This is a genomic window from Stenotrophomonas sp. YJH_SMC_81 (genome assembly GCF_059370875.1).
The window spans coordinates 209,164-227,172 of sequence record NZ_JCAFUB010000001.1; the positions used below are offsets into that span (position 1 = coordinate 209,164).

General features: G+C 68.0%; 22 protein-coding genes. 16 read left to right on the plus strand and 6 right to left on the minus strand.

Annotated features, from left to right (window positions below; translation table 11 throughout):
- Positions 1 to 51: 51 nt before the first annotated feature.
- Positions 52 to 327 (minus strand): BolA family protein, encoded by a 276-nt coding sequence (locus AC5P8U_RS00955; RefSeq protein WP_005417632.1) that lies wholly within the window; start codon positions 325 to 327, stop codon positions 52 to 54.
- Positions 324 to 623, minus strand: a complete 300-nt coding sequence (locus AC5P8U_RS00960; RefSeq protein WP_005417634.1) for a YciI family protein — start codon at positions 621 to 623, stop codon at positions 324 to 326. Before AC5P8U_RS00960 ends, AC5P8U_RS00955 begins: the two co-directional genes overlap by 4 nt.
- 374 nt (positions 624 to 997) lie before the next feature.
- Here AC5P8U_RS00960 and AC5P8U_RS00965 point away from each other — a divergent pair, with 374 nt between their 5' ends.
- The 3 genes from AC5P8U_RS00965 to AC5P8U_RS00975 are packed head-to-tail and all read left to right on the plus strand — an operon-like array spanning position 998 to position 4,404.
- Positions 998 to 1,903: a segregation and condensation protein A gene (locus AC5P8U_RS00965; RefSeq protein WP_188240803.1), complete on the plus strand. Its 906-nt coding sequence runs from the start codon at positions 998 to 1,000 to the stop codon at positions 1,901 to 1,903.
- Between the two features lie 13 nt (positions 1,904 to 1,916).
- Positions 1,917 to 2,792, plus strand: coding sequence for an SMC-Scp complex subunit ScpB (scpB, locus tag AC5P8U_RS00970; protein ID WP_072168371.1), 876 nt, complete (start codon positions 1,917 to 1,919; stop codon positions 2,790 to 2,792).
- Positions 2,785 to 4,404 carry a pseudouridine synthase gene (locus AC5P8U_RS00975; protein WP_072168372.1) on the plus strand — a complete coding sequence of 540 codons (1,620 nt, stop codon included), beginning with the start codon at positions 2,785 to 2,787 and terminating at the stop codon, positions 4,402 to 4,404. Before scpB ends, AC5P8U_RS00975 begins: the two co-directional genes overlap by 8 nt.
- 116 nt (positions 4,405 to 4,520) lie before the next feature.
- Here the strand turns inward: AC5P8U_RS00975 and AC5P8U_RS00980 are convergent, their stop codons facing one another.
- The gene (locus tag AC5P8U_RS00980) at positions 4,521 to 5,309 is read right to left on the minus strand and encodes an AraC family transcriptional regulator (RefSeq protein ID WP_088496669.1); all 789 of its coding nucleotides are present in this window, start codon (positions 5,307 to 5,309) and stop codon (positions 4,521 to 4,523) included.
- 90 nt (positions 5,310 to 5,399) lie between these two features.
- On the opposite strand from AC5P8U_RS00980, the gene AC5P8U_RS00985 reads away from it, so the two are divergent.
- Entirely contained in the window at positions 5,400 to 6,527 is a 1,128-nt protein-coding gene (locus AC5P8U_RS00985; RefSeq protein ID WP_088496668.1) for an MFS transporter, read from the plus strand.
- A 95-nt stretch (positions 6,528 to 6,622) separates the two neighbouring features.
- Positions 6,623 to 6,916, plus strand: coding sequence for a hypothetical protein (locus tag AC5P8U_RS00990; protein WP_088496667.1), 294 nt, complete (start codon positions 6,623 to 6,625; stop codon positions 6,914 to 6,916).
- On the opposite strand, the gene AC5P8U_RS00995 is transcribed toward AC5P8U_RS00990, so the two are convergent.
- The 3 genes from AC5P8U_RS00995 to AC5P8U_RS01005 form a co-directional block, all read right to left on the minus strand.
- A complete protein-coding gene (locus tag AC5P8U_RS00995) occupies positions 6,903 to 7,337 on the minus strand; it encodes a hypothetical protein (protein ID WP_061478014.1) in 435 nt (144 codons plus the stop codon). The two genes, AC5P8U_RS00990 and AC5P8U_RS00995, sit on opposite strands and share 14 nt — an antisense overlap.
- 103 nt (positions 7,338 to 7,440) lie before the next feature.
- A complete protein-coding gene (locus AC5P8U_RS01000; protein ID WP_061478015.1) occupies positions 7,441 to 8,247 on the minus strand; it encodes an amidohydrolase in 807 nt (268 codons plus the stop codon).
- Positions 8,248 to 8,261: 14 nt separating this feature from the next.
- Positions 8,262 to 9,410, minus strand: coding sequence for a pyridoxal phosphate-dependent aminotransferase (locus AC5P8U_RS01005; protein WP_072168376.1), 1,149 nt, complete (start codon positions 9,408 to 9,410; stop codon positions 8,262 to 8,264).
- A gap of 55 nt (positions 9,411 to 9,465) precedes the next feature.
- Here AC5P8U_RS01005 and ccmA point away from each other — a divergent pair, with 55 nt between their 5' ends.
- The 11 genes from ccmA to AC5P8U_RS01060 all read left to right on the plus strand — a co-directional run bounded on the left by ccmA (position 9,466) and on the right by AC5P8U_RS01060 (position 17,958).
- Positions 9,466 to 10,218: a heme ABC exporter ATP-binding protein CcmA gene (gene ccmA, locus AC5P8U_RS01010; protein ID WP_430543876.1), complete on the plus strand. Its 753-nt coding sequence runs from the start codon at positions 9,466 to 9,468 to the stop codon at positions 10,216 to 10,218.
- Positions 10,215 to 10,910, plus strand: a complete 696-nt coding sequence (gene ccmB / locus AC5P8U_RS01015) for a heme exporter protein CcmB (protein WP_006456616.1) — start codon at positions 10,215 to 10,217, stop codon at positions 10,908 to 10,910. The genes ccmA and ccmB overlap by 4 nt, the downstream gene beginning before the upstream one ends.
- Positions 10,911 to 10,953: 43 nt before the next feature.
- Positions 10,954 to 11,724, plus strand: coding sequence for a heme ABC transporter permease CcmC (gene ccmC / locus AC5P8U_RS01020; protein ID WP_061478017.1), 771 nt, complete (start codon positions 10,954 to 10,956; stop codon positions 11,722 to 11,724).
- On the plus strand, positions 11,721 to 11,909 hold the full coding sequence (locus AC5P8U_RS01025) for a heme exporter protein CcmD (protein WP_061478018.1): 189 nt from the start codon (positions 11,721 to 11,723) through the stop codon (positions 11,907 to 11,909). The genes ccmC and AC5P8U_RS01025 overlap by 4 nt, the downstream gene beginning before the upstream one ends.
- Complete coding sequence (gene ccmE, locus AC5P8U_RS01030; protein ID WP_088496664.1) at positions 11,906 to 12,367, plus strand: cytochrome c maturation protein CcmE; 462 nt, start codon at positions 11,906 to 11,908, stop codon at positions 12,365 to 12,367. The genes AC5P8U_RS01025 and ccmE overlap by 4 nt, the downstream gene beginning before the upstream one ends.
- The gene (locus AC5P8U_RS01035; protein WP_088496663.1) at positions 12,368 to 14,287 is read left to right on the plus strand and encodes a heme lyase CcmF/NrfE family subunit; all 1,920 of its coding nucleotides are present in this window, start codon (positions 12,368 to 12,370) and stop codon (positions 14,285 to 14,287) included.
- Positions 14,288 to 14,295: 8 nt separating this feature from the next.
- The gene (locus AC5P8U_RS01040) at positions 14,296 to 14,913 is read left to right on the plus strand and encodes a DsbE family thiol:disulfide interchange protein (protein ID WP_072168378.1); all 618 of its coding nucleotides are present in this window, start codon (positions 14,296 to 14,298) and stop codon (positions 14,911 to 14,913) included.
- Between the two features lie 4 nt (positions 14,914 to 14,917).
- On the plus strand, positions 14,918 to 15,367 hold the full coding sequence (locus tag AC5P8U_RS01045; protein WP_447897577.1) for a cytochrome c-type biogenesis protein: 450 nt from the start codon (positions 14,918 to 14,920) through the stop codon (positions 15,365 to 15,367).
- The gene (locus AC5P8U_RS01050; protein ID WP_447897578.1) at positions 15,361 to 16,350 is read left to right on the plus strand and encodes a tetratricopeptide repeat protein; all 990 of its coding nucleotides are present in this window, start codon (positions 15,361 to 15,363) and stop codon (positions 16,348 to 16,350) included. Before AC5P8U_RS01045 ends, AC5P8U_RS01050 begins: the two co-directional genes overlap by 7 nt.
- A gap of 150 nt (positions 16,351 to 16,500) precedes the next feature.
- On the plus strand, positions 16,501 to 17,613 hold the full coding sequence (gene metX / locus AC5P8U_RS01055) for a homoserine O-acetyltransferase MetX (protein WP_072168381.1): 1,113 nt from the start codon (positions 16,501 to 16,503) through the stop codon (positions 17,611 to 17,613).
- A complete protein-coding gene (locus tag AC5P8U_RS01060; protein ID WP_061478025.1) occupies positions 17,614 to 17,958 on the plus strand; it encodes a DUF1294 domain-containing protein in 345 nt (114 codons plus the stop codon). It abuts the gene before it with no gap.
- Positions 17,959 to 18,009 lie beyond the last annotated feature (51 nt).

Consider the following 18,009-nt stretch of genomic DNA (forward strand, 5'->3'; position numbering starts at 1 on the left):
TGTCCGTAGCGAGGCCATGAAGGACCCGCCAGGACAGCGTGGGACAAGGGCTCAGCCCTGTTCTGACGGGGTCTGCGCGCGGATGGACAACGCGTGGATATCGGTCTCCATCATCGACCCCAGCGCGGCATAGACCGCGCGGTGCCGGGCAAGCGGCCCCAGCCCGGCGAAGCGCTCACTGACCACATGCACGTTGAAATGGCCGCGCCCGTCGCGCGCACCGGCATGGCCGGCGTGACGATGGCTGTCGTCCTCGATCTCCAGCACGCTCGGCGCCAGCGCCTGCTGCAGCGCATCACGGATCCGCTCGATCCGTTCCGCGTTCACGGCAGCACCTTGCGGAACGGGCGGACCTGCACGCGGGTGTAGACGCCTGCAGCCACGTACGGGTCGGCATCGGCCCAGGCCTGGGCCTGCGGCAGCGACTCGAACTGCGCGATCACCACCGAACCGCTGAAACCGGCCGGGCCCGGGTCTTCACTGTCCACCGCCGGGCACGGCCCGGCCAGCAGCAGGCGTCCCGCGTCGCGCAGCGCATGCAGCCGCGCCAGATGCTCCGGCCGCGCCTGCAGCCGCTGCGCCAGCACATCCTGGCCGTCATACCCTTCGATCACATACCACACCGGCATTTCCTCGCTCGCGTTGTCGGGTCCGCCGATTCTAGCCAATGCAGCCCCTGCCCCGGTCCGGCTGGACACTGGCGCAGCAAAGGCTTACCCTAGACTCCATTGCACGTGGCTGGATGCAGCAGCCCGTCGGATTCTGCGGCCACGCAGCCCCCGACGACAGATCCGCTGCTTCAAACCGGACCACCTGGCCGGGCCACGTAGACGACCTCCCCGTAGTTCTGTCGCTGCCGTTTACTGCGGCGCGTCCTGCTGTTTGATATGTGTGGAATCGCGCCGATCCCGGCGTGTCTGGTGCCCTGGGGCTCCGTGGCGTTGGCCCGGCGAACCCGGTGCCGCGACTGGTCCGTTGCAATCCTGATGTCCATTAGATGACTTCCGAACTCGCGCTCGACGCGAACCCGCCAACCCGGCCGCCCGCCCCCCAGCAGCAGGAAATGCCGCTGGCCGTGGTGCATGGGCAACCGGTCCTGCAGATCCCGCAGGACCTGTACATCCCGCCGGACGCGCTGGAAGTCATCCTGGACGCCTTCGAAGGCCCGCTGGACCTGCTGCTGTACCTGATCCGCCGCCAGAACCTGGATGTGCTGGACATTCCCGTGGCCGAAATCACCCGGCAGTACGTGGAATACATCACCGTGATGCGCGAGCTGCGCTTCGAGCTGGCGGCCGAGTACCTGGTGATGGCCGCGATCCTGGCCGAGGTGAAGTCGCGGATGCTGCTGCCGCGCCCGGTCAGCGAGGAAGGCGATGAGGCCGACCCGCGCGCCGAGCTGGTGCGCCGGCTGCAGGAGTACGAACGTTTCAAGCAGGCCGCCGAGGACATCGACGCCCTGCCCCGCCAGGACCGCGACACCACGGTGGCGCATGCCTTCATGCCCGAGCGCGCCACGGTGAAGCTGCCGCCGCCGGTGGACCTGAAGGAATTGCTGCTGGCCCTGCACGACGTGCTCAAGCGCGCCGAGCTGTTCAGCGGCCACGCCATCAAGCGCGAAGCACTGAGCGTGCGGCAACGCATGGGCGAAGTACTGGGACGCCTGGAAGACGGCAAGTTCTATCGTTTTGAAGGGCTGTTCACCGCCGAAGAAGGCAAGCTGGGCGTGCTGGTCACGTTCCTGGCGGTGCTGGAACTGGCCAAGGAACAGTTGCTGGACATCGTCCAGGAAGAACCGCTGGCGCCGATCTACGTGAAGTCGCTGGCCGCTGGAAACACCAACGCGCCGCTGCAGTTCAGCAGCGAGTTCGACGACAACGACGCCGCCAATGCCAACGAGTGAGCGCTGACTGCCGATGGATCAATCGCTGATCGACCGCATTGTCGAGGGTGCCCTGCTGGCCTCCAGCCAGCCACTCACCCTGGCCCAGCTGAAGGACCTGTTTCCGGAAGAGGAACCGGCACCGCCGGGCAGCATCGAACGTGCGCTGGAGCGCCTGCGCGAGGCCTGCGAAGGTCGTGGCGTGGAACTGGTCGAGGTCGCCTCCGGCTTCCGCTACCAGGTCACCGGCGAAGTACATGGCTGGATCAGCCGGCTGTGGACCGAACGCAAGACCCGCTACACCCGCGCCACCCTGGAAACCCTGGCGCTGATCGCCTACCGGCAGCCGATCACCCGCGGCGAGATCGAGCAGGTGCGCGGCGTGGCGGTCAGCAGCAACATCATCCAGGCGCTGGAAGAACGCGAATGGATCCGCGTGGTCGGCCACCGCGACGTGCCCGGCAAGCCGGCGCTGTTCGGCACCACCAAGGGCTTCCTGGACTACTTCGGGCTGAAGCGGCTGGACGAACTGCCGCCGCTGTCGGAACTGAAGGACCTGGGTGAGCTGGAACCGCAGCTGGCCCTGGACCGTGATGCACCGGCCGTGGCCGGTGCCGAGGGTCCGGACATCTCGGCCGGCGCCGATGGCGTTGCCGCGAACGATGACGCCGGCCTGGCCGGCAGTGACACCCCCGATTCCGCCAATGCAGCCCCTGCATCGGCCTCCGATGAGCAAGCACCTTCGCCCCTCGATGATGGGCACCCCGATTCCGCGCCGGGCGAGCGCGCGGTGCCAGTGAACGAACGCGAAGACAACGCCGTCGCGATGACGACCGTGGCTGTTGACCAAGCCGATTCCGAACCAGAGGCCGACCTCGAAACCGTCGGCCGGAGCAAAACTGATGAGTGACACCCCCCGTAACAAGCTCTCGCTGAAGCGCGAAGCCACCTCCGAACAGTTCAAGCTGGAAGAGCGCCTGCACAAGGTGCTGGCCCAGGCCGGCCTCGGCTCGCGCCGCGCGCTGGAACAGCGCATCGCCGAAGGCCTGGTCAAGGTCAACGGTGAAGTCGCGCAGACCGGCATGTCGGTCAAGAGCGGCGACAGGATCGAACTGGATGGCCGTGGCTTCGTCGCCACTGCCCTGGCCGAGCCGTCGCGCGTGCTGGTCTACAACAAGCCGGAAGGCCAGGTGACCACCCGCGAAGATCCCGAAGGCCGCCCGACCGTGTTCGAGTCGCTGCCGCCGCTGAAGGGCGCGCGCTGGATCGCCATCGGCCGCCTGGACATCAACACCACCGGCCTGCTGCTGGCCACCACCGACGGTGAGCTGGCCAACGCCATGATGCACCCGTCGTTCGAGGTCGAGCGCGAGTACGTGGTGCGCGTGCGTGCACCGGAAGGCGAGGAAAAGGTCTCCGACGCCATCGTCGACCGCCTCAGCCGTGGCGTCGCACTGGAAGACGGTCCGGCCAAGTTTGATGAGATCGAACGCATCGGCGGCACCGATTCTCACGACTGGTTCCGCGTCGTGGTGAAGGAAGGCCGCAACCGCGAAGTGCGCCGCCTGTGGGAATCGCAGGGCTGCCAGGTCAGCCGCCTGAAGCGCACCCGCTATGGCAAGGTGAGCCTGCCGCGCGAACTGGCCCGTGGCCATTCGGTGGAACTGGGCACCGCTCAGGTGGAAGCGCTGCGTGCGCAGCTGAAGCTGGAAGAAGGCGCTCCGTCGGCATTGACGCTGCAGCCGGTGATCGGCCAGCGCCGCGCCGCAAAGACCACCGTGCGCGTGCGCGAAGGTGGCCGCGGCAATGCCTACGTCAATGGCCACAACACCGCTGACGAAGGTCGCGAGCTGCGCCGTTTCGACAACGTCCGCGAAGACCGCGGCCGTGGTCGCGGCGGCAAGGGTGGCGGCTTCAAGGGCGGCCTGACGGTCAGCGGTGAAGCAGCAGCCAAGCAGTCGCAGAAGCCGTTCAAGCAGCGCGCGCCGAAGAATGACCGTTCGCTGCCGGAAGGCAATCCGGCCGCGTTCCGCACCTGGTACGTGCCCGATGGCGTGAGCACTGGCCCGAGCGGGCACCGCAATGCCGGCCCGGGCGCACGTGGCCCGGGTGCCCGTGGACCGGGCGCGGGCGGCCAGGGCCGTCCGTACGGCAAGCCGAAGGGCCCGGGTGCCGCCGGCGGCCAGGGCCGTGGCGGTTTCGGTGGTGAAGGCCGTGGCGGCGCAGGCGGCCAGGGTCGTCCGGCCGGTGCCGGCAACCGCTCGCAGGGCCAGGGCAACAAGCACCCGTACGGTCATCCGGGCAACGCTCCGAGCTTCCCGTCCGACCATGCAACCCCGGGTTTCAACCCGTATGGCAGCCCGAAGCCGGCACACGGCGCCCGTCCGGGCGGTCGCGGCCCGGGCGGTGGCAACCGTGGCCCCGGAGGTAACCGCGGCCCCGGCGGTCCGGGTGGCAACCGTGGTCCCGGCGGCAACCGCGGCCCGGGCGGCCCGCGCCGTAGCGGCCCACGCGGCGGCTGATCACAGGCCACGCTGAAATGAGAAACCCCGGCCCAGGCCGGGGTTTTTCTTTAAAAAGGGGACGGAGGGGATTAAGTCGTTTTCGCCACGCCATGTGTCGAAGGGGCGAAAACGACTTAATCCCCTCCGTCCCCTTTTGCGTGGCGCTGGAAAGCGGCGGGCGTGGTGCCGGCCATGCTGCGGAAGAAGGCGATGAACGGGCTCTCGGCGGAAAAGCCAGTGTCCTGCGCCACATGCGCGACGCGATGCCCGAGCAGCAACAGCTCCATGGCCCTCATCAGGCGCCATTGCTGGCGCCAAGCCTGATAGCCCATGCCGGTATCACGTTGCATCAGCCGGCCAATGGTGCGCACGCTCAGACCCGCGCGCTCGGCCAGCTCGCCCAGTTCGGGCGGCAGCTGTTCGGCCAGCGGCAGGCAACGTGCAATGCGTGGATCACGCGGCAAAGGCAGGTCCATCGGCGCCACCGGTGCAGCGGCGATTTCCAGCACGCACAACGCCAGTTGATGGTGCGCGCGCGGCAATTGCCAGTCATGGTCGAACGGTGCCTGCGCGATCGGCTCCAGCAAGGCCTGCAGCAGCGGACCTACGCCGATGATCGCCGGTTGCCGGGGCAGCTGGGCCGACAGGGTGGCGTCGAAGTACAACGAACGGTAGTCGACCGCCTGGCGCATCTGCGCGCGATGGCGCAGCCCGCCCGGAATCCACGCCGCGCGCGCAGGCGGCAGCAGGCTGATGCGATCACCGTAGGTCAGGCGCGTACAGCCCTGCCGGGTGTAGAGCAGCTGCGCGCGTGCATGCTGGTGCCAACCCGAATCGTGATCCGCCAGTGACGCCGCGATCCCCAGCACCGGAGCGCTCCAGGCATCAGCGTCGAAGGGCGCGTCCGGCTGCAACCAGGCCATGTCCGATTTCATATATCCAATGACAGGATGGAGAGAGTGCGCCATTGCAGGCGCGACCACAATGCGCGGCCCTGTTCGTGGAGCGCCCGCATGTCGCGTCGCCTGTTGTTGCTCACCATCGCGCTGCTGATGTTTCCCCAGCTGGCGCAGACCCTGTACAGCCCGGCCCTGGCCGATCTGGGCAAACGCTTCGCCCTGCCGCCGGGTACCGCCAGCCAGGCCATGAGCCTGTATCTGTTCGGCTTCGCTGCAGGCGTGCTGCTGTGGGGGCGCCTGGCCGATCGTATCGGTCGTCGCCCGGCCATTCTCTGTGGCCTCGGCATCTTTGCCGTGGCTGCACTGGGCGGCCTGCTGGCTGGCAGCTTCGGCCCGGTGTTGCTGGCCCAAGCGCTGGCCGCGGTCGGCGCCGCGGCCGCTTCGGTGGTCACCCAGACCGTGCTGCGCGACCATCTGCAGGGGCCGGCGTTGGCGCAGGCATTCTCCTGGATCGGCATGGCCCTGGCCCTGAGTCCGGCCATCGGCCTTGCACTGGGCACGCTGCTGGTGGGCCGCCATGGCTATGCCGGTGTGCAGGCCGGCCTCCTGCTGATGGTCATCCTGCTGATGCTCGGATGCACATCCGGCCTGCACGAGAGCCGCCCTGCCGAAGTCGCGCACACACCCATGCTGCCGCTGCTGCGGCAACTGCTGCGCGATCGCTGGATCTGGTCACAGGCGCTGCTGGTGACGGCGTTCAACGTGGCCATGTACAGCTGGTACGCGCTGGGTCCGTTCGTGTTTGAACGACTGCATTGGCCGCTGGCTTGGTTCGGTGCAAGCGGCGCGGTGCTGGCACTGGGCTCGGCACTGGGCGCGTGGGGCAATGGCCGCCTGCTGCGTGCCGGCGTTGCCGCGGCCACGCGCATCCGCATCGCCGCAGGCCTGGTTCTGACGGGAGGCCTGCTGGCTGCGCTGCTGCATGATCACCCTGCCCTGGTCGCGGCGATGGTGCCGGTGGTGACGGGCTTCGGCTTGGCCATTCCCAATGTGCTCGGCCAGGCCCTGCGCGGCTATCCACACTGTCTCGGCAGCGCAGGCGCGCTGTTCGGCCTGCTCTACTACCTGTTGATCGGTGCGGCAATGGCGTTGGTTGGTGCAGTGCAGTTGCTGGCACCGACCGTTATCGTGTGTGGCCTGCTGGCCTTGTGGCTGCAGCGACGGCGTCCCGCTGCGACCTAGGAATTGCTGCAAATGGAGCGCACTGTGCGCGGCTTCCGGGAACGGCTTTGATTCGCTGGCTATCGTGCGCGCTGTCCTACCCAAGGCAGATGCCCATGATCACCATCACCGCCGAACAGGCCCGCGCCAATGCTGACGCCGCCAAGCGCCCGATCGAACTGTTCTACCGCGACCTCGACAACGCCATCCAGGCCGGCTCGGAAAATGGCCGTCGCTACATCGTGTTCGGCTTCAGCCAGGTAATGGCCAGCGGGCAGCTCGTCGAAGACGCGGTCGCACAATTGCTGAAAAATGGTTTCGTTGTCGAACGGCTGTTGAGCGACTCCGAACAGCACTACATCCGCATCAGCTGGGGAACTGCCGAGCCGACGCGCCTCAGCGCCGGCTGATGGTGAAGGCGGCGCCGTCCACGCCCAGGTCCCAGCCCTTGCCGGTACCGGACAGGGCCAGCGAGATGTCACCCTTGGTCATCACCTGCGCGTTGCTGGACTTCACCGCACCCGCATGCGCACCCACCGAGGCGTAGGTACCCAGCAGTTCGTTGACGCTGACCGCACCGGTGAAGCTGCCACGCCCATTGGTGATCTTCGACTTGCCCACGGTCAGGCCGCCGCCCTTCACTTCGATACGTACCGGCATGCTGGCGCCATTGCTGCAGGTGACGGTGCCGTTGCCGGAGGCGGTCTTGTAGATCAGCGACCAGCCGGACAGGTTGTAGCGCAGCTGGCAATCGAGATTGCCGGCAGCGTGCGCAGCCGGGGCCAGCGTTGCAGCAGACAGGGCCAGCAGCACGGCGAAAGGCTTGTTCATGGCAGGACTTCCAGTTCGGTCGGACTGACGGCGAATCTAGCAGTGCGCGCGTGCACGTTGGATGCAGGCGCGCGCGCTGGTGCGGCGGTGTTCAGGCCGTGGCTCAGGCCTGTTCATCCAGGTGGAAGGCATCGGCATCGAGCATCGCCGGGAAGCGCGCGCGATGCGCGGCCAAGGCATCGGCCGAGATGGTGGTGGTCACCACCTGTTCGCGTTCGCGGATCTCCACCTGCGGCTGGCCGAGGAAGTCGATCACCGCGCTGTCGCCGGCGTAGTGCAGCTGGTTGCCGTCCACGCCGACGCGGTTTACCGCCGCCACGAAGCACAGGTTCTCGATCGCGCGCGCGCGCAGCAGGGTCTTCCACGCATAGGCGCGCGCCGACGGCCAGTTGGCCACGAAGATCTGCAGATCGAAGTCCAGCTGCTGCGGACGCTCGACGTTGTAGCGGTTGCGGCAGAACACCGGGAAGCGCAGGTCGTAGCAGACCTGCGGATTGATCCGCCAGCCCTTCCATTCCACGCTCAGGCGCTCGCGGCCGGCGGCATAACGCTCGTGCTCGCCGCCGTAACGGAACAGGTGGCGCTTGTCGTAGTACTCCAGCGTGCCATCGGGCGTGGCGAACAGCAGGCGGTTGTAGACGCCTTCGCCATCACGCAGCTGCACGCTGCCGATCACCGCCGCGTTCAAGGCCCTGGCCTGCTCGCGCACCCAGGCCACGGTCGGGCCGTCCATGCCTTCGGCCTGGGCAATGGCCTCGTTGGAGAAACCACTGGTGAAGGTCTCCGGCAGGATCACCAGGTCGGTGGTGCCGGCCAGCGGTGCCAGCAGCGCGCCGTAGTAGGCGCGGTTGCCGGCCGGGTCGTGCCAGCGGGTGTCGCCCTGGACGAGGGAAATACGCAGATCCTGCATGTCCACGCCTCCGCTCACAGCAGGCGCAGGCGTTCGATCGCCGCGTCCATGGTCGCTTCGTTCTTGGCGAAGCACAGGCGCACCAGGCGCTGGCCGGCCGGAGGAGTCTCGTAGAACGGCGACAGCGGGATGGCGGTCACGCCCTTCTCGATGGTCAGCCACTTCACGAACTCATGGTCCGGCAGGTCGCTGATGGCCGAGTAGTCGACCAGCTGGAAGTAGCCGCCCGGCACCGGCAGCGCCTTCAGGCGGGTGCTGGCCAGCTGCTCGCGGAAACGGTCGCGCTTGGCCTGGTAGAACGCGCCCAGTTCCAGGTGGTGTTCCGGCTCATCGCGGATCATCGCGGCGAAACCGTACTGCGCCGGGCCGAAGCTGGTGAAGGTGTTGTACTGGTGCACCTTGCGGAACTCGGCGGTCAGCGCCGGCGGGGCGATCGCATAGCCGATCTTCCAGCCGGTGCAGTGGTAGGTCTTGCCGAAGCTGGAGATCACGAACGCGCGCTCGCGCAGTTCCGGGTAGCGCAGCGCCGATTCATGGCGGCGGCCGTCATAGATGATGTGCTCATACACCTCATCGGAGATCAGGTAGATCTGCGTGCCGCGCAGCAGCTCGGCCAGCGCCTGCATGTCCTGCGCCGACAGCATCGCGCCGGACGGGTTGTGCGGGGTGTTGACGATCAGCATGCGTGTGCGCGGGGTGATCGCCGCACGCACGCGGTCCCAGTCGACGGCGAAGGTCTGCGGATCCAGCGACACATGCACGGCCTTGGCACCGGCCAGATCGATCGCCGGTTCATAGCAGTCATAGGCCGGGTCGAGCACGATCACTTCTTCGCCGGCACGCACCACGGCGTGGATGGCGTTGAAGATGGCCTCGGTACCGCCACTGGTGACGGTGATCTCGCTGTCCGCATCCACCTGCGCGCCGTAGCAGTCCAGCGCCTTCTGGGCGATGGCCTGGCGCAGCGGCGCCACGCCGGTCATCGGCGGGTACTGGTTCAGCCCGGCGGCCATCGCCTTGGCCGTCTCATCGATCAGGCGCTGCGGCGCGGAAAAGTCCGGGAAACCCTGGCCCAGGTTGACCGCGCCGTGTTCGGCGGCGAGCTGGGACATCACGGTGAAGATCGTGGTACCGACCTTGGGCAGCTTGGTGGTGGGTTGCATCGGCCTGGACTGTGGGTAACAAGGCCTCCGAGTTTACGCAATCCGCGCGTCGGTAGTGCCGGCCGCTGGCCGGCAACCTCGGCTGGCAGATGGCGAAATTGCCGGCCAGCGGCCGGCACTACCCTGTGAATTCACCGCTACAATTGCCACCGCACTCCGGCATGAAGACCCCTGCCCCTTGAACACCCCTGCATTGCTGGCCGCCAGCGGCCTGAGCTTCTCCCGCAATGACGAGCCGGTGTTCGGCCCGCTGGACTTCCATGTGGACGCGGGTGAAGCCCTGCTGGTGCAGGGTGGCAACGGCGCCGGCAAGACCACTCTGCTGCGCGTGCTGGCCGGCCTGACCCGGCCCGGCGCCGGCCAGGTGCGGATCGATGGCAAGCCCGCCAGCAACGCCGAGCGTGCGCGCTATGTCGCCTATCTCAGCCACCTGCCGGCGCTGAAGCCGGACCTCGGCACGCTGGAGAACCTGCACTTCCTGTGCGGCCTGCACGGCCGCCGTGCGCGGCAGATGCCCGGCAACGCGCTGGCCATCGTCGGCCTGGCCGGTTACGAGGACACTCTGGTACGCCACCTGTCGGCCGGGCAGAAGCGGCGGCTGGCACTGGCGCGCATCTGGCTGTCGCCGGCGCCACTGTGGCTGCTCGACGAACCCTACGCCAACCTCGACCTGGAGGGCATCACTCTGGTCAACCGGATGATTTCGGCGCACCTGCGCGCCGGTGGCGCTGCGCTGGTCACCACCCACGGCGCCTATGCCGCACCGCCGGTGCGCACCCGCCAGCTCGACCTCGGCGGTGCCGCATGATCGCGCCGGGTACCGAACCAGGCCTGTGGCAGACCGCAGGCGCCCTGCTCAAGCGCGACCTGCGCCTGCTCTGGCGCCGCCGCGGCGACGCGCTGCAACCGCTGCTGTTCGCGGTGCTGGTGGTGGTGCTGTTCGCGCTGGCCCAGGGTCGTGAGCCACAACTGCTGGCCGCCACCGCCGGCGCGGTGCTGTGGCTGGCCGTGCTGCTGGCGGGACAGCTGTCGCTGGATTCGCTGTTCCGTTCCGACGCCGAAGATGGCTCGCTGGAACAGTGGCTGCTGGCGCCGGTGCCGCTGGCCTGGCTGGTACTGGTGCGCGTGCTGCTGCACTGGGCCACCACGGCACTGCCGCTGATCGTGGTCAGCCCGCTGCTGGCCGAAATGCTGCATCTGCCGCATGACCAGCTGCCGATGTTGCTGGCATCGTTGCTGCTGGGAACGCCGTTGCTGAGCCTGATCGGTGGCGTGGTCGCTGCACTGACCGTTGGCATCCGGCGCTCTGGTATTCTCGTGGCGTTGCTGTCGTTGCCGCTGTACGTGCCGGTGCTGGTGTTCGGCGCAGGCAGCCTGGCGGCAGCCGGGCGCGGGCAGGATCCGGTCGGTGCGCTGCTGATGCTGGGCGCCGGCCTGCTGGTCGCGCTGGTGCTGGCGCCGCTGGCCACCGCCGCTGCAATACGTATTTCTCTGAGTTGACCGAGCTGAGAGCCAATCCACCCCTGCTGGATAGCCGCCACGCATGAATCCGATTGTCCGCTGGTTCCACCAACTCGGTTCGCCTCCCACGTTCGACCGTTTCGCTGCCCGCTGGTCGCGGGTGTTCTACCTCGCCGCAGTGCCGGTGCTGCTGGTCGGCATGTGGCAGGCGCTGCTGGTGGTGCCGCCGGAAGCCAAGCAGCTGGACAGCTTCCGCATCCTCTACATCCACGTCCCCAGTGCCTGGATGAGCCTGTTCGTGTTCGCGCTGATGGCGCTGTATGCCGCGATCGCGCTGATCTGGCGGATCAAGGTCTGCGAGATCCTGGCCATGGCCTGCGCGCCGATGGGCGCCGGCTTCACCCTCATCACCCTGCTGACCGGCAGCATCTGGGGCAAGGGCACCTGGGGCACCTGGTGGGACTGGGACCCGCGCATGACCAGCGAACTGGTACTGCTGTTCCTGTACCTGGGCGTGATCGGCCTGTACCACGCCATCGAAGACCGCCGCAGCGCCGCGCGCGCCGCTGGCCTGCTGGCCATTGTAGGTGTCAGCCTGCTGCCGGTGATCCGCTATTCGGTGGACTGGTGGGGCGGCCTGCACCAGCGCCAGTCGATCAACGTGTTCGGTGAATCGGCGATCAGCAGCGCGATGATCGCGCCGCTGTGGTGGATGGTGATCGGCACCAAGTTCTGGTTCGCCGGTTCGGTGCTGGCCAAGGCCCGCGCCGACAATCTCGACCGCGAGGCCGGCAAGGCCTGGGTCGGCGGCCGTGTCGATGCCGCGCGCGCCACCCGGGAGGCCCAGCCATGACACACCTGCCCTATGTGATCGGCGCCTACGCCGTATTCGTGCTGGTGCTCAGCGCCGATGCCCTCGGTTCGTGGCTGCGCCTGCGCGTGGCGCGCCGGCTGGCACTGGCCCGCCAGCAGCGGCAGCAGACCCGCGCTGGCAGGCAGGACGCGGCGACGCCGCTGTCGACGGAGCTGGAACGATGACCCCGGTGCAGCGTCGCCGCCTGGTGTGGGTGCTGCTGGCCCTGCTCGCCTCCGGCCTGGCCACCGCGCTGGTGGCGATGGCGCTGGAACGCAACATCGCCTACCTGTACACCCCTTCGGAAGTGCTGCGCGGCGATGTCGATGCACAGTCGCGTTTCCGCTTGGGCGGCATGGTGGTGAAGGGCTCCTTCAACCGCCCGGTCGGCTCGCTGGAGGCGCGCTTCGACGTGACCGACGGCGATGCACAGCTGGCGGTGACCACCTCGCGGATCCTGCCGGACATGTTCGCCGAAGGCACCGCGGTGGTCGCCAGTGGCCGCCTGAAGGACGGCGTCTTCGTCGCCGACGAAGTGCTGGCCAAGCACGATGAGAAGTACGTGCCGAAGGAAGTGGCCGACAAGATGGGCGATGCCCATCGCAAGCACGACGTGCCGGTGACAGCCCCCGAGGTGCGCTGAGTGCTGCCCGAACTGGGTCAGATCCTGCTGTTGTGTGCGTTGCTGGCCTCGCTGCTGCAGGCCGGCCTGCCGCTGGCCGGTGCGCATCGCAACAACGCGGCATGGATGGCAGTGGCGCGGCCTGCCGCCTTCGCGCAGTTGCTGCTGTTGGCCGGCGCCTTCGCGGTGCTGACCACCGCGTTCGTGCAGCAGGATTTCTCGGTGCGCTATGTGGCCGAGAACTCCAATTCGCTGCTGCCGCTGATCTACCGCTATTCGGCGGTGTGGGGCGCGCACGAGGGCTCGCTGCTGATGTGGGCGCTGGTGCTGGCATTGTGGACCGGCGCGGTGGCGCTGTTCTCGCGGCACCTGCCGGCACCGGTGCAGGCGCGCGTACTGGCGGTGATGGGCATTGTCAGCGTCGGCTTCCTCGCCTTCCTGATCTTCACCTCCAATCCGTTCCTGCGCCTGAACCCTGCACCGCTGGAAGGCCGCGACCTCAATCCGCTGCTGCAGGATCCGGGGCTGATCATCCATCCACCGATGCTGTACCTGGGCTACGTAGGCTTCGCGGTGCCCTTCGCATTCGCGGTAGCGGCGCTGCTGGAAGGTCGCGTGGATGCGCGCTGGCTGCGCTGGACGCGGCCGTGGACCAACGTCGCCTGGGGCTTTTTGACCCTGGGCATCGCACTGGGCAGCTGGTGGGCCTACTACGAGCTGGGTTGGGGCGGCTGGTGGTTCTGGGACCCGGTGGAAAATGCCAGCTTCATGCCGTGGCTGGTCGGTGCGGCACTGATCCATTCACAGGCCGTCACCGAAAAGCGCGGCACCTTCGGCAGCTGGACCCTGCTGCTGGCGATCGCCGCCTTCGCGCTGTCGTTGCTGGGCACCTTCCTGGTGCGCTCGGGCGTGCTGACCAGCGTGCATTCGTTCGCTGCCGATCCCTCGCGCGGCCTGTTCATCCTGGTGTTCCTGTCGGTACTGGTGGGCGGCAGCCTGCTGCTGTATGCGCTGCGTGCCAGCCAGCTGAGCGTGGATGCCGATGATCCGCGCCGTGGCTTCACCGCCACCTCGCGCGAGACCCTGCTGCTGGCGAACAACCTGCTGCTGGCCACCGCCTGCGCGATGGTGCTGCTCGGCACGCTGTACCCGCTGCTGGCCGATGCGCTGTCGCTGGGCAAGATCTCGGTCGGTCCGCCCTACTTCGGCAGCCTGTTCCTGCTGCTGATGGCACCGATGATCCTGTTGCTGCCGTTCGGCCCGCTGGTGAAATGGCAGCGTGACCAGCCCTCGCGCGCCTTCGCGCTGCTGGTACCCTGGCTGGGCCTGGCGGTATTGCTGGGCGCGCTGGTCTGGTGGCAGGCACCGCAGAATGGCTGGAAGGCCGGCATCGGCGTCGCCGCTGCGGCCTGGGTCGCACTCGGCACCGCACGCTTCGTCTGGCAGCGCCTGCGCGGCAACGGCCGCTTCACCGCCGAAATGCTCGGCATGATCGTCGCCCACGCCGGCATCGCCGTGTTCCTGGCCGGCGCCCTGCTGGTCGAAGCGCTGAACGTGCAGCGCGAAGTGGCGCTGGCACCGGGGCAGCAGCTGGTGGTCGGTCGCTACGAAGTCCGCTTCGAAGGCGTGGACCATCGCGAAGGGCCGAATTTCATCGCTGATCGGGGCCACCTGCGGGTGTTCCGCAACGGCCGCGAGCAGGCCCTGCTGCATCCCGAGAAGCGCCAGTACGCCAGTGGCGGCCAGGTGATGACCGAGGCCGGCATCGATGCACGCTTCGACGGTGATGTCTACGTGGCATTGGGCGAGCCGCTGGGCAACAATGCATGGGCGGTCCGGGTGCACATCAAGCCGTTCGTGCGCTGGATCTGGCTCGGCGCGCTGCTGATGGCCCTGGGCGGATTCATCACCGCCGCCGACCGCCGTTTCCGTCGTCCGTAGGAGTTCCCATGTCCGAGTCCCCCGCCCCGCGCCCCTCCCGCCCGCTGCCGCCGGTAGCCATCGTGATCGGCGTGCTGTTCTTCTTCGGCCTGCTCGGGCTGATGATCTACGGGGTGATGAAATCGGGCGACCCGCAGCGCGACGTGCTGCCGTCGGCGCTGATCGACAAGCCGGCGCCGGCGTTCGCGCTGCCGGTGCTGCATGACCCGGAAATGATCGTACACAGCGACGAGCTGCGCGGCGCGCCCTATCTGCTGAACGTCTGGGGCAGCTGGTGCGCGGCCTGCCGCGAAGAACACCCGGTACTGACCCGCTTTGCCGAGAGCAAGCGCGTGCGCGTGATCGGCTACAACTGGAAGGATGATCCGACCGACGCGCTGCACTGGCTGGAGCAGCTGGGCAACCCGTTCATGGTGGTGCTTAGCGACGTCGAGGGCCGCACCGCGATCGACTGGGGCGTGACCGCTGCGCCAGAAACCTTCCTGGTTGATGGCAGCGGCATCGTGCGCTGGAAGTACAGTGGCGCGATGACCCAGCGCGTGATCGATGAGAAGCTGATCCCGGCACTGGAGAAGATCGAGAAGGCCCAGGGCAGTGCCGGCAACACCCTGCATACGGCGCCCTGAGCCGATGCGCTGGCTGCTGGCGCTGCTGCTCCTGATGCTGCCGCTGGTCGTGCTGGCCCAGCAGCCGCTGCACGATCCACAGCCGCTGCAGTTCCGCGACGATGCCGAGGAGCGCCGCTTCCATGACCTGGCCGCACAACTGCGCTGCGTGCAGTGCCAGAACCAGTCGCTGGCCGATTCGAACGCACAGATCGCGCAGGACCTGCGCCGCGAGGTGCTGCAGCTGATGCAGCAGGGCCACGACGACGCACAGATCAAGCAGTTCCTGGTCGCCCGCTACGGTGAGTTCGTGCTCTATCAACCACCGTTGCAGCCGGGCACCTGGCTGCTGTGGGGTGGCCCCCTGCTGGTGCTCGGCGCCGGTGCACTGGTGGTGCTGGGCATCGTCCGCCGACGTGGACGCACCGTCGGCGCGGCGCCGGCCGGCAAGGCCGATGAAGGAGACGAATGGTGAACCCTTGGCTGCCGGTGCTGGCCGGCCTGGTTGCAGCGCTGATGGCAGCACTGGTGCTGTGGCCGCTGCGCCACCACGGTCGTCGCGGTTTCGTGGTCGGCGTGTTCGCACTGGGCGTGGCCGGTGCCTGCCTGTACCTGCTGGTCGGTGATCCGCGTGCAGCACAGGTACAGCCGACGCCGTCGGTGGCCACCCTGCGCGATGGCGTGCAGGCCCTGCAGGATGCACTGAAGCGCGACCCTCAGCGTGCCGATGGCTGGGCATTGCTCGGGCGTTCGCAGGCCGAACTGGGCAATGCCTCAGCTGCGGCAGACGCCTTCTCGAAGGCCGCCGAATTGGCACCGGATGATCCGGGCGTGCTGGTGGAAGCCGCGCAGGCGCGCGCGCAGGCTGATGCCGGCAAGCAGTTCGATGACACCGCGATGACCTGGTTGCAGCAGGCACGTACACAGGCCCCCGACGCCGAGCGCGCCAGCTGGCTGCTGGGCATCGCCCTGCGCCAACGCGGAAGGAATGCCGAGGCTGCGGACGTGTGGAGCGGCCTGCTGCCGCGACTGGAACCGGGTGCCGCGCAGGCGCTGCAGGCGCAGATCGCGATTGCCCGCGAGGCCGCCGGCCATGCGCCCGATGCTGGCGTTGCGGCGCCACCGGCGCAGCTGCAGGTGCGCGTGCAGCTGCCGGCACTGAACAACGCCGAGTGGCCCGCCAGCACCCAGGTGTTCGTGCTGGCCCGTGCCGTCGGCGGCCCGCCGATGCCGGTGGCCGCTCGCAAGCTGCCGCTGAGCGGATTCCCGGACACGGTCGGGCTGGGCGACGGTGACAGTCCGATGCCAACCGCACCGCTGTCGGCCCATCGCGAAGTGGAAGTGCTGGCACGCATCTCGCGTACTGGTAGCGCCAATCGCAGCGAGGGCGACCTGCAGAGCGTTCCAGTGAAGGTAAGCCTGCCGCATGAAGGCGTGGTGGAACTGCGGTTTCCATAACGCGCCGCCCGGTAGTGCCGGCCGCTGGCCGGCAACCACGCAGGCGCATCAGGATTCATGAGGTTGCCGGCCAGCGGCCGGCACTACCTGCATCGCCGATGGAATCCAGCGTGTCGCCAGCTCCGCATGCCGCCCCGCTAGAATGCGTGCATGACCGAATTCATCCCGCCCGGCACCCGCTTCCACGCCCTGCCTTCGCCGTTCCCGTTCAAGCGCGGTGGCGCCCTGCACGGCGCGCGCGTGGCCTACGAGACCTGGGGAACGCTGGCGGCCGATGCCAGCAATGCGATCCTGATCGTGACCGGCCTGTCCCCAGACGCGCATGCAGCGGCCAACGAGGCCAACCCGGCACCGGGCTGGTGGGAAGCGATGGTTGGCCCCGGCAAGCCGATCGATACCAACCGCTGGTTCGTGGTATGCGTGAATTCGCTGGGCAGCTGCAAGGGCTCGACCGGCCCCGCTTCGCTCAACCCGGCCAACGGTGAGCCCTACCGCCTGGACTTCCCCGAGCTGTCGATCGAAGACGGTGCCCGCGCCGCCGTCGACGTCGTGCGTGCACTCGGTATCGAGCGGCTGGCCTGCGTGGTCGGCAACTCGATGGGCGGCATGACGGCCCTTGCCATCCTGATGCTGCATCCGGGCATCGCGCGCAGCCACGTCAACATTTCCGGCAGCGCGCAGGCGTTGCCGTTCTCGATCGCGATCCGCTCGCTGCAGCGCGAGGCAATCCGCCTTGACCCGCGCTGGAATGGCGGCCACTACGACGATGCCGAGTACCCCGAGTCCGGCATGCGCATGGCGCGCAAGCTGGGCGTGATCACCTACCGCTCGGCGCTGGAGTGGGATGGCCGCTTCGGCCGCGTGCGGCTGGATTCGGACCAGACCGACGACGATCCGTTCGGCCTGGAATTCCAGGTGGAAAGCTATCTGGAAGGCCACGCACGGCGCTTCGTGCGTTTCTTCGATCCCAACTGCTACCTGTACCTGAGCCGCTCGATGGACTGGTTCGACCTGGCCGAGTATGCCGACGGCAACGTGCTGGCCGGGCTTGCGAAGATCCGTGTGGAGAAGGCGCTGGCGATCGGCGCCAACACCGACATCCTGTTCCCCGTGCAGCAGCAGCAACAGATTGCCGATGGCCTGCGCGCCGGCGGTGCCGATGCGCACTTCATCGGCCTGGAATCGCCGCAGGGCCACGACGCCTTCCTCGTCGATTTCGAGCGTTTCGGCCCGGCCGTGCGCGGCTTCCTCGACGCGCTGTAAGTGGCGTGGCGGCGTAATCTCGCGCTGGCTGCCTTCGGCGCGTTGATCGCGCTGATGATCAGCGGCGTGCTGCCGCTGTGGCTGGGCGGCTGGTGCGTGCTGGCCAGCGCGGTGTCGTTCGGGCTCTATGGCCATGACAAGCGCGCGGCGCAGCGAAAGCAGTGGCGGATTCCCGAGCGCACCCTGCAGCTGCTGGCCTTTGCCGGTGGTTGGCCCGGCGCGCTGCTGGGCCAGGCGATGTTCCGCCACAAGCACCGCAAGGCCGCGTTCCAATGGGTGTTCTGGCTGTGCGTGCTGGCCAACGTGGCCTCGATCGCGGTACTGCTGCGCGAATTTTCGCGATAACCCTCGCCATCGGTAGTGCCGGCCGCTGGCCGGCAACCTCAGACGCTTCAA